The 14,574-nt window shown below is 58.9% G+C and carries 14 protein-coding genes, 1 tRNA gene and 1 pseudogene; 4 read left to right on the top strand and 12 right to left on the bottom strand.

The window, feature by feature from the left end; genetic code table 11:
• Positions 1-90: 90 nt before the first annotated feature.
• Complete coding sequence (locus HDE78_RS20725; protein WP_179483088.1) at positions 91-501, bottom strand: hypothetical protein; 411 nt, start codon at positions 499-501, stop codon at positions 91-93.
• Positions 502-593: 92 nt separating this feature from the next.
• On the opposite strand from HDE78_RS20725, the gene HDE78_RS20720 reads away from it, so the two are divergent.
• The gene (locus HDE78_RS20720) at positions 594-1,658 is read left to right on the top strand and encodes a DUF4105 domain-containing protein (RefSeq protein ID WP_255457946.1); all 1,065 of its coding nucleotides are present in this window, start codon (positions 594-596) and stop codon (positions 1,656-1,658) included.
• A gap of 26 nt (positions 1,659-1,684) precedes the next feature.
• Here HDE78_RS20720 and HDE78_RS20715 read toward each other — a convergent pair whose 3' ends face one another.
• Positions 1,685-2,890: an MFS transporter gene (locus HDE78_RS20715; protein ID WP_179483087.1), complete on the bottom strand. Its 1,206-nt coding sequence runs from the start codon at positions 2,888-2,890 to the stop codon at positions 1,685-1,687.
• 193 nt (positions 2,891-3,083) lie between these two features.
• Between HDE78_RS20715 and HDE78_RS20710 the strand changes: the two genes are divergently transcribed.
• Positions 3,084-3,779, top strand: a complete 696-nt coding sequence (locus tag HDE78_RS20710) for a hypothetical protein (RefSeq protein WP_179483086.1) — start codon at positions 3,084-3,086, stop codon at positions 3,777-3,779.
• 102 nt (positions 3,780-3,881) lie between these two features.
• On the top strand, positions 3,882-5,573 hold the full coding sequence (locus HDE78_RS20705) for an AMP-binding protein (protein ID WP_179483084.1): 1,692 nt from the start codon (positions 3,882-3,884) through the stop codon (positions 5,571-5,573).
• A gap of 63 nt (positions 5,574-5,636) precedes the next feature.
• Here HDE78_RS20705 and HDE78_RS20700 read toward each other — a convergent pair whose 3' ends face one another.
• On the bottom strand, positions 5,637-5,774 hold the full coding sequence (locus tag HDE78_RS20700) for a hypothetical protein (protein ID WP_179483083.1): 138 nt from the start codon (positions 5,772-5,774) through the stop codon (positions 5,637-5,639).
• Between the two features lie 284 nt (positions 5,775-6,058).
• Here HDE78_RS20700 and HDE78_RS20695 point away from each other — a divergent pair, with 284 nt between their 5' ends.
• On the top strand, positions 6,059-6,250 hold the full coding sequence (locus HDE78_RS20695) for a hypothetical protein (RefSeq protein WP_179483082.1): 192 nt from the start codon (positions 6,059-6,061) through the stop codon (positions 6,248-6,250).
• Between the two features lie 40 nt (positions 6,251-6,290).
• Here the strand turns inward: HDE78_RS20695 and HDE78_RS20690 are convergent.
• The 9 genes and pseudogenes from HDE78_RS20690 to HDE78_RS20655 form a co-directional block, all read right to left on the bottom strand.
• Positions 6,291-6,377, bottom strand: a tRNA-Leu gene (locus HDE78_RS20690).
• A 98-nt stretch (positions 6,378-6,475) separates the two neighbouring features.
• A complete protein-coding gene (locus tag HDE78_RS20685; protein WP_179483078.1) occupies positions 6,476-7,723 on the bottom strand; it encodes a TraB/GumN family protein in 1,248 nt (415 codons plus the stop codon).
• Positions 7,724-7,802: 79 nt separating this feature from the next.
• Positions 7,803-8,693, bottom strand: coding sequence for a carbon-nitrogen hydrolase (locus HDE78_RS20680; RefSeq protein WP_179483077.1), 891 nt, complete (start codon positions 8,691-8,693; stop codon positions 7,803-7,805).
• A 552-nt stretch (positions 8,694-9,245) separates the two neighbouring features.
• Complete coding sequence (locus tag HDE78_RS20675; RefSeq protein ID WP_179483076.1) at positions 9,246-11,036, bottom strand: glycosyl hydrolase family 28-related protein; 1,791 nt, start codon at positions 11,034-11,036, stop codon at positions 9,246-9,248.
• 90 nt (positions 11,037-11,126) lie between these two features.
• Positions 11,127-12,281, bottom strand: a complete 1,155-nt coding sequence (locus HDE78_RS20670) for an ISL3 family transposase (RefSeq protein WP_255457947.1) — start codon at positions 12,279-12,281, stop codon at positions 11,127-11,129.
• A complete protein-coding gene (locus HDE78_RS21180; RefSeq protein ID WP_255457948.1) occupies positions 12,257-12,445 on the bottom strand; it encodes a hypothetical protein in 189 nt (62 codons plus the stop codon). Before HDE78_RS21180 ends, HDE78_RS20670 begins: the two co-directional genes overlap by 25 nt.
• A 27-nt stretch (positions 12,446-12,472) precedes the next feature.
• Positions 12,473-12,712, bottom strand: a complete 240-nt coding sequence (locus HDE78_RS20665) for a hypothetical protein (protein WP_179483074.1) — start codon at positions 12,710-12,712, stop codon at positions 12,473-12,475.
• Positions 12,713-12,855: 143 nt separating this feature from the next.
• Complete coding sequence (locus HDE78_RS20660; RefSeq protein ID WP_179483072.1) at positions 12,856-13,812, bottom strand: IS1595 family transposase; 957 nt, start codon at positions 13,810-13,812, stop codon at positions 12,856-12,858.
• 190 nt (positions 13,813-14,002) lie between these two features.
• A pseudogene (locus HDE78_RS20655) lies at positions 14,003-14,485 on the bottom strand (IS3 family transposase); the annotation flags it as partial.
• Positions 14,486-14,574: the final 89 nt, after the last annotated feature.

Here is a 14,574-nt window from a genome sequence, read left to right as displayed (position 1 = left end):
CCACCAGCGCCCGCACCAGGCGTTGAAGATGAAAACACCCGCTGAGGCGTATGCCTTAGCGGCCTGACCTGTGCAGGAAGTGCTGGGTCATTACACAAAGCCGAAGCCGCGGTAGGTAATTTCTTCGGCAAACGGAAATACGACCGAAAGCATAATGAGGTCGATAGGATTAATTTCTTTAGCGAGCGCTCCTTGAAAAGCCAGTCCAATCCAACATGGTGTTGTTGCCAACAATACCAACGCGGGTGCTTTGAAGCTGTGCCATTGCAAGCCTAGCAAGGACTTTAAGCCTATCGGCGATTTCTTGGACAGCAATCGAGCCGTAAGGACTACGAGAAGCACGCAAAGAGCATTGTCCAAAATCGAGCCGCCGTAGTTGATCGGTAGAGGGCTGATCTTCAGACCGACGGCACTAGCGATGTCTCTTATATTTAATGCAATTGCAAGAACCGTCATGGCAATCAAGCTCTTGGCAATGGTTGAGGTGCTTCTTGCTTTCATGTGGCTTCCTATGCGGTTGATCACTCAGCCTAATACGCAGTTTAGAGTTTTCATCAGGCATCATGATGCAGGCCGGCCACAAACGAATTGTCATGGCGCGGCCAAACCGGCACGCTGGCGGCCATGGACTGGAGACCTATCCCGCGATGACGACGAAGTACAGGGCGATTGGCCGTGTGGTGCTCAACGTGTGCGTCGCGCTGGTCGCGTTTTTTTCCGGCCTGTGGGGCACGATGGCGCTATGGTTTCAGCTGCCTGGCGGCGTGGTGGTGCGCGCACTAGGCAGCGCGCTGTGGGCGATCCTGATCGTTTCGCTGTTTGCTTTCGCGATCAGCCGACGAAGTTGGCTGCCGCTGCTGTTTTATGGGCTGGCGTTTGTGGCATTGATGGCATGGTGGTCGACCATTGCGCCTTCCAATGACCGCGTGTGGGCGGACGACGTGGCGCAGCTCATGAGCGGCAAAGTCGACGGCAGCAAGGTCACCCTGACCAACGTACGCAACTTCACCTGGCGCACCGAGCAGGATCACGATATCCGTTGGGAGACGCGCACCTACGATCTCGATCGTATCGCCTCCGCCGATGCCGTGCTGTCCTACTGGGGCAGCAAGGAAATTGCCCACGCGATGATGTCGTTCGGCTTCGACGACGGACGACACGTGGTGTTCTCCGTCGAGATCCGCAAGAAGCGCGGCCAACAATATTCAGCCATCGGCGGCTTCTTCAAGCGCTTCGACATGATTCTCACGGCGGCCGACGAGCGCGACATCATCGCCGTACGCACCAACGTGCGCGGGGAAGACGACTATCTGTATCCGCTGAAGATGAGCAAGCAGGCCATGCGCGAGCTGTTTCTGTCGTACGTGGCGTCCGCCAACGAACTGGTCACCACGCCGACGTTCTACAACACGCTGACCTCCAACTGCACCACCATCGTCTACCGGATGGCCAAGCGGTTGGATCCGGGCTTGCCGTACGACGTGCGCCTGCTGATCACTGGCTACCTGCCGGAATATCTTTACGAGATTGGCGCGCTGGATCAGAGCGTATCGGTGCAGGAACTGCGTCGCCGCGGTCGCGTCACCGACCGGGCCAAGGCCAGTTTGCCGACGGACGATTTTTCGAAGGTGATCCGCGTGGGTTTGAACGGGCCCTAGCGGATGTCAACGCGCAGCGGCGTCCTTCAGGCGACGATACGCCTTCGGTTCAGCGCGAACGACCACAGCAGCACACCGATGCCGATCAGCGAAAGACCCAGTCCGACCCAGCCGGTGGACGTCCATCCGTAGCCCGCCGCGATGGAAACGCCACCGAGCCACGCACCGAGCGCGTTGGCGATATTGAACGCGCTGTGGTTCAAGGCGGCGGCCAGCGACTGTGCATCGCCGGCAACGTCCATCAAGCGCGCCTGGAAACTCACCGTGACCATGGTGCAGATGCCGATCAGAAACAGCACCACGACCATGGCCGCGGCCGAGTGCGCCACAAACACCAGGATGGTCAGCATCAGCGCCGTAAAGGCGTACATGCCGATCATCGTGCCCTTGAGCCAACGGTCGGCCAGCTTGCCGCACACGACGCTGCCGACCACCATGCCGATGCCGATCAGGCTCAGCATCAGCGGAACGCGTGCCAGCGGCAGATGCGTGACCTCGGTCAGCAGCGGCGTGATGTAGCTGTACACCGCAAAGATGCCGCCAAAGCCGATACCCGCCGCAAGCAGCGTCAGCCAAACCTGCGGCTGTTTCAACGCACCCAGCTCGGTGAGTGCGCTAGCGTGCTTGTCGGCTTTCACCGCAGGCACAAACACGTAAATCATCGCCGCGGTAAGAAAGGCGATCACCGCCACCGCCATAAAGGTCGAGCGCCAGCCGAACGTTTCGCCCAGCCAGGTCGCTGCCGGCACGCCGAGCACGTTGGCCACGCTCAGTCCCATGATCACCTTGCCGATCGCCTCGCCGCGCTTCGACGGCGGCACCATCGCGGCGGCGACCAGCGACGCCACGCCGAAGTACGCGCCGTGCGGCAGGCCGGCCACAAAGCGTGACACCAGCACCGCCGCGTAGCTGTGGAAAATCGTCGTCGCAAAATTGCCCACGGCATAGAGCAGCATCAGGCCGATCAGCAGCGCCTTGCGCGGCGTTTTCGCCATCAGGATCGTGATGGCAGGTGCACCCACCACCACGCCGAGCGCATAGGCGCTGATCAGATGGCCGGCCTGCGGCACGGACACGCCCAGGTCCCCGGAGATTTCGGGCAGCACGCCCATTGCGGCGAACTCAGCCGTGCCGATCGCCAGGCCGCCGAGTGCCAGCGCCATTTCAGCAATACCGACCCCATGCGGAGCAACGGCGCGGATACCGGATTCGGCGGCGAGGGGGGATGCCATGGCAACAGGTCCTTGAAGATCAGAGCGTGGTCAAACACCAGCCCAGCGGACCTGTTTGAGACGGTGCTTATATTAGCCTGTTGCGCTTCCGCATGACCTCGTCAGACCGTGGGAGTCGTACCGCCATCAATAGCGCAGGAACTCTACAACCGCGCAGCAGTCAATCCGTGCGGGATGCCAACGGAAGGCCAGGGTGAGAAAACAGCAGAAACGAGCCAGCGATAGGCACGAATCCGCTCACCGGGTTGCCGTATGGGTTGTTGTGATTGTGTGCCATCTAGGTTTATTGCTGCTTTTTTTGCGGCCCGCCATCGACGACTGGGATGTGAAGCCATTGCCGAAAGACGGGGCACGCGCACTGCAGCTTCGCTTCTTTTCTTTGCCGCTCCCGTCCGCGCTGCCGGTGACTTCGTCCTTGCGATTGGTTTTCAGAAGTCCACGACCTCAGGCCAAGGTGTCAACGCGGCGTACCACGGCATCCACTCTTCAACGCCCTGTCGATGTTCTCACTTCGCCTGCCGCAGCGTATGCGACTCCAAAGGCACCGGCGCAAGCGCAAGCTGGCGACGAAGCCGACGGAAACAGCGATGGCGGCTTTCAGCAGCGTCTGCGTGAGGCGCAACACGACTCCGATGTCAAAGGCTTGCCGGGTTCCGACAGAGCCCTTGTATCGGGTATCCATTTTATCGATCCCATGGACCAAGGTATCGGCGCGCTGGCACGGCAGGCGCAGCGACTATTCGGTATTAAAAGCCGTCAGTGTCTTGACGTCGAAAAGTGGCGAAGCATGACGCCACAAGCGTTGAGTGCCCGGCATATCTCACCGGACGAGGTGGATCGTCAAGACGTGAAATATGCATGCAACGCGCCGCCGGGACTTCATTTCTAGACGAGTCACTGGAATGGCGGTTGTGTGGCGTGCAATGAAGGTATCGTTGCATGCACCTGCATCGTCAACTGACGGATCGCCCGTGAACGTTTGGGAACACCCATGAGCTCAGCGGAAAACTTTGTCGCGGCGCGCGATCTACTTCTGCGTCATCGCAAGCATTACCAGCGTGCCTATGACGAATTCCGCTGGCCCGAGCTCGGCGATTTCAATTGGGCGCTGGATTATTTCGACGTGATTGCCCACGGCAACGAAGATACCGCGCTATGGATCGTCGACGCGGTTGATCACGATGGCCGCCGCTTTTCATTCGCCCAGATGGCCGAACGCTCCTCACGCATCGCCAACTTTTTACGCGGCTTGGGCGTGGGGCGCGGTGATCGGTTGCTGCTGATGCTGGGCAATCAGGTCGAGCTGTGGGATGTGATGCTGGCCGCGATGAAACTTGGCGCCATCGTGCTGCCGGCATCGACGCAGCTTTCCACTGCCGATATCGCCGATCGGGTCAGCGTCGGCGCCGTTCAATATGTCGTAGTCAGTAGCGTAGAGGTGCGCAAGTTCGACGCGATCGACTCGACGTTGGGACGTATTTCGGTCGGCACCCCGCGCGATGGGTGGATCGATTTGAAGCAGGGCTATGCATCCTCCGCGGTGTTCGTTGTCGATGCGCCGACCCGCGCCACCGATCCGATGCTGCTGTATTTTACCTCCGGCACCACGTCCAAACCGAAGCTGGTGGTGCACACGCATCAGAGCTATCCGGTCGGCCATTTGTCGACGATGTATTGGATCGGCCTGCAGCCGGGTGACGTCCACTGGAATATCAGTTCGCCCGGCTGGGCCAAGCACGCGTGGAGCTGTTTCTTCGCACCGTGGAATGCGCGGGCCTGCGTATTCATTTTCAATTTCCCGCGTTTTGTACCGAAAGATGTGCTCGATGTGCTGGTGCGCTGCGAAGTCACCACTTTGTGCGCGCCGCCGACTGTCTGGCGCATGCTGGTGCAGGAGCCGCTTGTGTCGTATCCGATCAGTCTTCGCGAAATCGTCGGTGCCGGCGAGCCGCTGAATGCCGAGATCATCGAGCGCGTTCGGCAGGCGTGGGGGATCACCGTACGTGACGGCTTCGGCCAAACCGAAACCACCTGCGTGATCGGTAATTCGCCCGGGCAGCCACTCGTGCCGGGGTCGATGGGCCGCCCGTTGCCCGGCTATCGCGTCGCCCTGGTCGATGCCGATGGCCAGCTGGCCGGCGAAGGTGAGATCGCGCTACCGCTCGAAGCGAGCCCAATGGGGCTGATGGCCGGCTATGCCAACGATGCGCAGGCCACCGCGCACGCGATGCGCGATAGCTACTACCGCACCTCCGATATCGCTATACGCCGTGACGATGGTTACTACGTCTACGTCGGGCGCGCCGACGACGTCTTCAAATCGTCCGACTATCGGCTCAGTCCGTTCGAGCTCGAGAGTGTTCTGATCGAGCACGAGGCAATCGCCGAGGCCGCCGTCGTGCCCAGCGCAGATGCGCTTCGGCTCTCTGTGCCCAAAGCATTTGTCACGTTGCGGCAAGGCTTCGACGTCGGCCCGGAACTCGCGCGCAGCGTGTTCCGTTTCTCCCGCGAAAAGCTCGCGCCGTATAAACGCATCCGACGCCTGCAGTTCAGTGAGCTGCCCAAGACCATTTCGGGGAAAATTCGACGCGTGCAACTGCGCCAGCAGGAGCTCACGCGCACGGGAGATCCCGCACGCTTGCCCGACGAGTACTGGGAAGAGGATTTCCCCGACTTGCGCTGACGGCATCCAAAACGGTTTCTGTTTCGTGGGCTGCCTTGTGCAGCAGGGAAGAGCAGCGACTCGCTACTCGCGCTTCTCGGGTTGAATCATCACCCCAACCACGGCGCCCGAGACGCGATTGATCGCCAGCAGACGGATATGCACCTTGTCGTTCAGTACCGGCCCCTTCGACCCATACGGCCGCGGCACCACCACGTCCACGCCGCACTCGAGCCGCGCAAGCCATCCATTATGAGTTGCCGAACTGAGAACACCTGCATGGATCTGTCCTGACGCTAACTCTTTCGGCACTTCTTGTTTGATGACTTACACCGTTTTGATCTGATGGCTGATGCGCCAGTATGACGAGAATCTGGCGCCATAGCAGTTTTTTGCCGGTTTCTTTCTCGTGGCCGGCCTAGCGATCTTGCCGAATTTCCCTTCATCGGTCCTTGATGTGACTCGCGCCTATGCTGGCGACCAGGAATCTCAAAGAGAGTGGTGTTATGAGCGACAAAGACGATCCCAGCAAGGTCAACCAGAGCAATCCCAAGCCAGGCGATAAAGGCGCTGCTGGTGTTGATTGCGAAGTTGGTGAGGAGGGACGCGATCCCGCGTCAGGCTCCGGTGGCAGCGGCGGAGATGACAGCAGTCGTACGTCTGGACACGACGAAGAAGGCAAACCGAAATCGCCATGATCGGCTCTGGAAAATAGCTGGTGAAGCGATTTTTTGCATTTGGTGCCCGGAGCGGGAATCGAACCCGCAAGACCGTGAGGTCGAGGGATTTTAAGTCCCTTGCGTCTACCAGTTTCGCCATCCGGGCTGATGGTGCGTTTGTGGCGCTGCGCCAGGGGCGGCAGGCGGTGCGAATCGTAGCATGCGTGAACGCGTCGGCAGAGGCTGACGCGTCGGTGCGAACCTTCAGAGCAGGCTTTTGAAGATGTGAATGCCGGCGGTGTATTCGCCGATGATGGTGCCTAGGCTGACCAGGAAGAAGTTCAGCAGGGTGCGGGCGACGCGGTTTTTCCACCAGCCGCTCCAGTGGCCGATATCGTCGCGCAAGGTGTCGAAGTCGACCACGCGCGGGCGCCGCACCCACGCTTCGGCCATGGCGCTGATGCCGCCGGAAGGGATGCCCGGTCGAAACGGCTTGATCGGTCCGGCGATGGCGGCGGCGAGGATGCTCAGCGGATGACCGCCGGCGATCAGCGCGCCGAGTGCGGAGAAGCCCGCGGTGTAAAGCACCCAGTCGCGCAGCGCCTGCGCACCCAGCGCCGTGTTGCGATGGAAGGCGTAGCCGATGGCGGCGAACACGGCCAGCACCAGAATCACGGCCACCCATTTGGGCCAGCGCGCCTTGGGCGGCGTGCTGGCGAGCTTGGCGACGATGGTGGCGGGATCGTCCTGCTGTTCGCGCAGTAGTCCGGTCAGACCTTTGAGATGGCCGGCGCCGATAACGACGAGCACGCGGCGTGCTTCGGCGGTCGCCGAGCGCGTGGCTTCTTCGCGCAGGCGCGCGGCCATGAAGGCGTCGCGTTCGCCGATCAGGCTTTGATAGAGCGGCTTGGATTCGCTGGCGAATTCGCTGAAGGCGCTTTCCAGCAGGTCGCCCTGTTTCAGCTTTTCGATTTCTTCCTGCTCGATCGCCTCGCGCTCGAACACGCTGGCCAGCAGCCCGCCGAGCAGGCCGAAGCGCTGCCAGAAGCCGACGCTGTGCCACGCGCGTTTCAGCGTGGTGCCGACTTCGCGATCGACCAGCCACAGCGGCAGGCCGCGTCGATCCGCGCCGTCCATCGCCGCTTTCATCTCGGCGCCGGGCTGGATGCCGGACTGATCGGCCAAGCGCTTCTGGAAGGTGGAAAGCACCAGACTGGCGGCGACCATGCCGGCCTTGCCCTGGCGGATGACCTTGAACAGGTCCATCTGCTTGAACGCTTCCGGATCGCGCATGCTTTGCGCGCGGCTGTCGCACAGTTCGATTGCGACGGCGTCGAAAGGCTCGTTTGCAAGCAGCGCGTCCACCGCATCCACGCTGACCTTCGACACGTGAGCTGTGCCCAGCACCACGTATTCCACGCCGTCGCGCTGCACGCGTTCGATCGGCTGGCCTTGCAGTTCGGGGAGCAAGGCGCTGTCGGTGTCGGGAGAACGGGTTTCGGGAAAACTCATGCGATCAGCGCGCCGGTCGTGGGGTCAGGGCAGTCATGGGGATGACCGTAGCAGGGAACAAGCAAGGTCAACGTGTGGCTCAATCGCGGAAGCGCTTGAGCAGGTCGCCATAGGCGTCGATGCGGCGATCGCGCAGGAACGGCCAGATGCGCCGCACGTGCTCGCTGCGCGCCAGATCGACATCGACGACGAGCAGCGCGCGGCCCTCGGTTTCCGCCTGCGCCAGAAACTCGCCCTGCGGGCCGGCGACAAAACTGCTGCCCCAGAAGGTGATGCCGCTGCCGACGTGGGACGGATCGGACTCGTGGCCGGTGCGGTTGCAGGCCAGCAGCGGCAGACCGTTGGCCACCGCATGACCGCGCTGCACGGTGATCCAGGCGTCGCGCTGGCGATCCTTCTCGGCCTTATCGTCATTCGGGTCCCAGCCGATGGCGGTGGGATAGAGCAGCAGGTCGGCCCCGGCCAGCGCCATCAGGCGCGCGGCTTCGGGGTACCACTGATCCCAGCACACCAGGACGCCGAGTTTGCCGACCGAGGTGGCGATCGGTTCGAAACCGAGATCGCCCGGCGTAAAGTAGAACTTTTCGTAGAAGGCTGGATCGTCGGGGATATGCATCTTGCGATACTTGCCGGCGATCGCCGCCGAGCGATCGAACACCACGGCGGTGTTGTGATACAGGCCGGTGGCGCGCTTTTCGAACAGCGATGCCACAATGACCAGCTTGAGTTCCTCGGCCAGCCGGCCTATGCGCTCGGTGCCGGGGCCGGGAATGGTTTCGGCCTGGTCGAATTCCTCCACCGATTCGCGCTGGCAGAAATACGGCCCGTTGTGCAGCTCCTGCAGCAGCACCAGCTCGACGCCGAATGCTGCGGCCTCGCGCAGACCCGCCTCGATCGCGTCCAGATTCGCCTCGCGGTTGCCGCGATGGGTTTCCTGCAGCAAGGCGACTTTGAGGGTCTTGCGGGTCATTACCTGAGTTCCTTCGTCAACGGCGAATACCTATTGGGAACCTCGAATAACCCCAATTTTCGCCATGCACCGTGATGTAACTGCTTGTTTTTGAAGAGCACAATTTTGCCGAAATCAGGTTATTCGAGGTTCCCTATTGTAGCGAATCGATCGTTGCGCAGCGTGTCCATGGAGACGAAGTCATGCTGTGCATATGTCGCCAGTTCGTCTATAGGCTTGCATGAAACCCAGGGCGAATGCTCACCGCAGGCATCGACAGGTTCGATGAGGCAAGCACCCAAGCCAATGCCGGCTCAAAGCTTCGACGGCGCGAAATCACTGTGCGCGAAAACCCGCATTGGTGACCAGGACGATGCGTGCATGGTCTTGAGTGCATCGCCCAGGTACTTTTGAAATACGTCGGCTGCGCGCATGTCGTGGTCTCCTTTGGCTTCGATATCAATGAGAGGTGACCGCATCATGCGCGCATTGTTCCTTTGATCTGTGCTGAAGATATTGATTGAACAAAGAAATTCGTGGAAAGCCTCAGTCTCAGGGCCTTTCGACACTTCCCTATGAGGCAACTACATTCCATTGCGTTCCGTTCCAAACGAGAGTCTTCGATACATATGGAGTCGTATAAATTGGATTGAGAGACCCATCAACGGTGCCTCCAAATTGGATGGGATTTGTGGCAACATCGCCCTTGCCATCTTTGATGGTCACCTTAAAACCGATAGGAATATTAGATTGTTGAAGAATTTGTGTAACACTGCCAACGGTTTTATTGATAACAACAATATCTTCGTTACCTAATAACTGGTAATTCCCCGGTGCCGTTACGACGACAACATTCGCATCTACGCGGCCGACTTGAGTTCCGCTTAATCCACCACCAACTATTAAGGTGTTCTTTTCGATAATCGAACCATCGGCACCACCGTAATAGAAACCACGATACGCATTTGACGGCGACGAAGCAGTATTAACTGCACCTCCAAGAAGATTTCCTATGAAAATAATATTTCTTGGATTCTCGCTTATGAACGCCGCACAGGAAAACGTCAAATCACCACCAGCCGATGCATTTAGGCTGTTGTAACCCGTAATCGAGTTACCGGAAACCACGCCACCCTGTGCATTATAGAACATAAAGACGCTACCCACTATGGCCTGGAAGCAATTGCCCGTAATTGTGAAGTCGGTAATGACAGGTTTCGTTCCGTGGGGGTTATACGTGACGACGCCCTGAAATGTCTGCTGCTCACCGTTAAATACATTATTGGCGATCGTCACCCCGGTGACAAAGGTACCGTTAGCTTGAGATGAGAAATAAATCAACGCGCCTGTCGCGCCAGCCCCATCAATAAAATTTCCTGTGATGCGCCAATCTAGATTGACTGATCCTGAAACGGGATTGCTGTAAATGCAGGAATTCCAATTACCTCCCATGTAGCTATTTGAAATTAAAAAATCTTCACACTGATTGATCAGAACGGCAAACTGGTTGCCGGAATCTTGGATGATATTGGTCGTTGTTTCACCTTTGTCTGACGACGTATATGTAACGTTGCGCGGACCACTGCCAGATCCTCCAAAGTAGCAGTGCTCGATTGCCACAATCTGAGTGTAGCCCACGCCGCCTACCAGCACACTTGCGATGCCCTCTTGGGCGGCCGCGTACTCACCATCCCACGTCCCTTGCATGTTGCATCGGTGAATCTTAATGAGTGACCCCTGATCAATGGCAACTTGATAAGGCATTCTCCACATCCAACAATCTTCGATGACGACTCCTTGTGCTTGTTGGAGGCGCACATGAGCACTAGGCGATCTAACTAGATTATTTAGTGAGGTATCAGTGGCTACGTGCATTGTGCCGTGGTTGAACCAAATGCCCTTCACAGAGCAAGCGTAGGCTTCAGCGAATTTAAGCGTATCTCCATAATCACTAAAGCGTCTGAGAATTGTGCTGTTCGGGCCGGAGCCTAGGAGTGACTGGTTCGCCAGTGCATTCAGCGTCGCGCTTAGAAGATAAGTGCCGGGCGGAAATTTCACTGTACTGTTCACACCAGCCGAGTTCAGGGCGGCTTGAATTGCCGCCGTATCATCAGCGGCGCCATCACCCTTTGCGCCAAATTGCTTCACAGAAATCGCATCGATTACCTGCAACTTCCAGCGACCGCCGTCGGCTGCAACGATGATAGTTCCGCCGTTGTCCCCACTGGTTGTGTCTGTACTGTCATACCAGTACGCACCGCCGCCGCCGTCGCCTTGGACATAGTACCCAGTCAAAAATGCGTCTGAATAAGTGGCTTTACTCGTAGCACGCAAAGCAGCGATAGATCCTATGACTTCATTCATGAATTACACCTCTTGATTGATAAATTTGAAAACGTCAAATCTTGCGAAATACTTATTATTCGAATTGTTTTTCTTGAAGGCTGAAAAGTATCAGATCGCCAAGGCAGGCATATTCTTTCTTGGTGAGGTATTGAAGGCTCTCTCTCGAATGGTGTGGTTGACTCTCAAGCGCAGTTCGGTTGAGCCGGATGGAGCCAGGGGGTTCTTTGGCAGGTGCTTGAGCTTGGCGCAGACGAGGTAGCTGATGGTGATCAGGTGCGCGTCCGAACCATAGGCCTTGGCGCGTGCCTTGGCCGCTTGGACGCGTCCGTTGATGGCTTCGGCAAAGCCGTTGTTCAAGCGGGAGCGGAAGTGTTCGAGGATGCCGTCCAGATGCTTCTTCACTGTGACGCCAAGGCGCTTGAATGGCGCCAGCCGACAGCGACTGGCCCAGCTGATCCAGCCCGGCAGCAGCGCTTCGGCAGCGGCCCGATCGGTACCTTGCGCAAACACTTCGCGCAGCCGCTCCTTGAGCCGCCACGCCCGCGCCGTCTTCAATCCCGAACGTTGCAGCCAGTGCATCTGGGAGACCTGCTTGTCGGTCCAGTTCGCTGCATCCTTCAGCGTGCCCCAGCGGCAGCCCTTGAGTTCGATCTCCTGCTTGACCTCGGCACGACGCACCTGATCGAGTGCCTCGTTGGCCAGGGCGATCACATGGAACGGATCAAAGCTCACCACCGCGTTCGGGCAGTGCTCGCGTGCACCAGCCTGATAGGCTGCGCCCAGATCCAGACTGACATCGGTGATCGCCTTGGCGTCCCCGCCGTGGGCGACCAGATCCTCGGCAAACGCCTTGAACGTGGCGGCGTTCTTGCCAGGCGTGGCAAACAGCAGTCGCCGTTCGTCAGCATCACAAAACATCGTTACATAGCGCTGTCCGCGGCGCGCACTGCGTTCGTCGGCACTGATTCGACGCACCGTCGAGTAGTCCTCCCGTGCTCGCGCCTGCTTCACGGCATGATCCAGCACGCGCCAGACCCGATCGTCCGAGACACCCAGCAACTGCGACACGACCAGCACCGGCATCTGCTCGCACAGCGCCACAATGAACGCCTCCAGCGTCTGCGTGAAACCTGATCCTGCACGGGCCCAAGGCACCTCGACCTGGGAGGTTTTCTCGCCCGCCGTGCAGGCCACCCGCGGCACGCGAGCGTGCAGCACCGCCTGATATTGGAAGAAGTTCAAATGCCGCCAGGAACGCGGCAGCCGATCGTGGATCGGTTGATCTGCCGCGCCGCAAGCCGGGCAATCCAGCCGCTGGCCGGGTTGTCGATCTGAAAGGCGATCAAACCTTCGGCAGGACGAAAGTCGACGTTGACCACGCGCCACGGCGCGCTGAGCCCGAGAGCTTGAGTGAAGAGCGTTTCCATTGGCGAAGCTTGCCGGTACCATCGCGCTCACGCAAGAATCGCGACCCTGTCAACCACAGTATTCGAGAGAGAGCCGTATTGAAGCGGTTTTGATGTTCTTGAGCTACCGGCGCGCGTGGTATGTTTCGGATTGTTGTGCTCCTCAACATCACGCAGTCGAGATAACGCGCTATATAAGTTGCATGCTTGTGCGTCGGTGTTGAAGTGCAGGGGCTTCAGCTTGCGCCCCTGACGGAAACCACACGCGATAAAAGTCGTTGCATCCATTGTTAGTCCTTGTCATCGAACTCCAATTTATACGGCGAATGTGTCAGAAGGTGAGGCCGCGTAGCTAGCCATCAGTAAACGCTACAATTGTCATTGAACCTATCCAGGAATCCCAGACCTGATTAGCGCTGAAGTTCAGCCGATCAAAACGGGGTGACAGCACGCAAACGCCGTTCTGGCCAAGGTTGGCAGCGTGCGATGGCAACGAGCCGCCGCGGTAGAAGGCTCTTGAGGTCGAATCGACGATTGAACCGCCACTGGGCTTCGGCAAGGTAACGATGAATATAGGCCGAAAACTTGAACGCGTGATAGGTGCTGTCGAGCGACCGTTTGACGTTGCTCGGCACGGTGTTGAGCCCGCGCATGTCGCCCGCTTCCGTGGCGGCGCGGCCGCCGGCACTTTCGATTACCGTGTGGGCGTGGCCTTGCGTGATGACGCAGCGAAAGGCACCCAGTGCGTCGCTGTAGACATCGGCGTCCGGATGCAGATGCTGCTGCGTCCACGTTGCAAGCGCCTTCAGCGTGAAGCCGGGTACCGGCGTCATCACCGCCTGCTGCGGATGCCCCGCATCGGAGAGTTCCAAGGCGATTACGAAAGGCACCTTGTTCTCTGAGCCACGTCCCGCCTTGCCGCCGTTTCGCTCCCCGCCAAGATAGGCATCATCCATCGTCACGATGCCGCCGAGCTGGCGCCCCACCTCACGTTCAGTCATGCCCTGCATGATCTTGTGCTTGATGCGCCAAGCGGTCCGATAGCACACACCCTGGTGCCGCATCAGCTCCAACGCGGACATGTTGGTCTTGCTCTGCGTCAGCAGATACAGCGCCAGGAACCAACGCGTCAACGGCAGCTTGGTGCTGGCGAATAACGTGTCAGAGATCAAGCTGGTCTGGTGCCGACAGGCCGAACACTGCCACAAACGCTCGCCATGACGGTTGGCGCAGCGGCTGTAGCGCCGATGCTGACAACGCGGGCAAACAAAGCCCTTTGGCCAACGCGCTCGACGCAGCGAACGAGCGCACGCTGCCTCCGTACCGTACTGATCGAGGAAGCCGGCCAACGACAGACCGGGCTGAAACTCGATACGATTCATAGCCATGAGCGTGACCTCTGCGATGGAGGCTGCAGCATCACTTAAACCCGTCGCATAGGCCGCGACTGCGGCTGAACTTCAGCGCTAATTGGGATACCAGATGCTATTCGGTTTGAGTTGCGTAGCCGTGGATAACGCAGTTTTTATCGATAGTAAACTGAATCGCCCTGGGAACCGCGGAGGCTATTTGGTTGAGTCACGCCGCTTCGGGCAGGGTAGCTTGTTGCCGATAGTAAGCCGCTTCGGCTTCCGCTGGCGGAATATTCCCGATTGGTCCCAGTAGTCGTTGATGGTTGAACCAGTGTATCCAGTCGAGCGTCGCTAGCTCGACCGTTTCGCGATTCTTCCATGATTGCCGATGAATCACCTCCGCCTTGTACAGACCGTTGATCGTCTCGGCCAACGCATTGTCATAACTGTCGCCCACGCTGCCGACGGACGGTTCGATGCCAGCCTCGGCCAGGCGTTCGGTGTAACGAATCGAGACGTACTGCACGCCGCGATCGCTATGATGGATCAGTGCCTTATCCTCCCCTCAACGCCGGGCATGCAGCGCCTGCTCCAGGGCATCGAGCACAAAGTCCGTGCGTGCCGAGCGGGATACCTTCCAGCCCACGATCCGGCGGGCGAATACGTCGATGACGAAAGCGACGTAGACAAAGCCCGCCCACGTCGTAATGCTGTTCACTTAAGCATTGCATCGTAGCCAAGGCGTCCCAAGAATCCGGCCTTCACCTGTTGAAGGCCGGATTTTTTTGTGTCCCTGCA

Source organism: Rhodanobacter sp. K2T2 (assembly GCF_013408815.1).
GTDB lineage: Bacteria > Pseudomonadota > Gammaproteobacteria > Xanthomonadales > Rhodanobacteraceae > Rhodanobacter.
The sequence above is the reverse complement of the archived record's forward strand: the minus strand, read 5'-3'. Positions and strand labels throughout refer to the sequence as shown.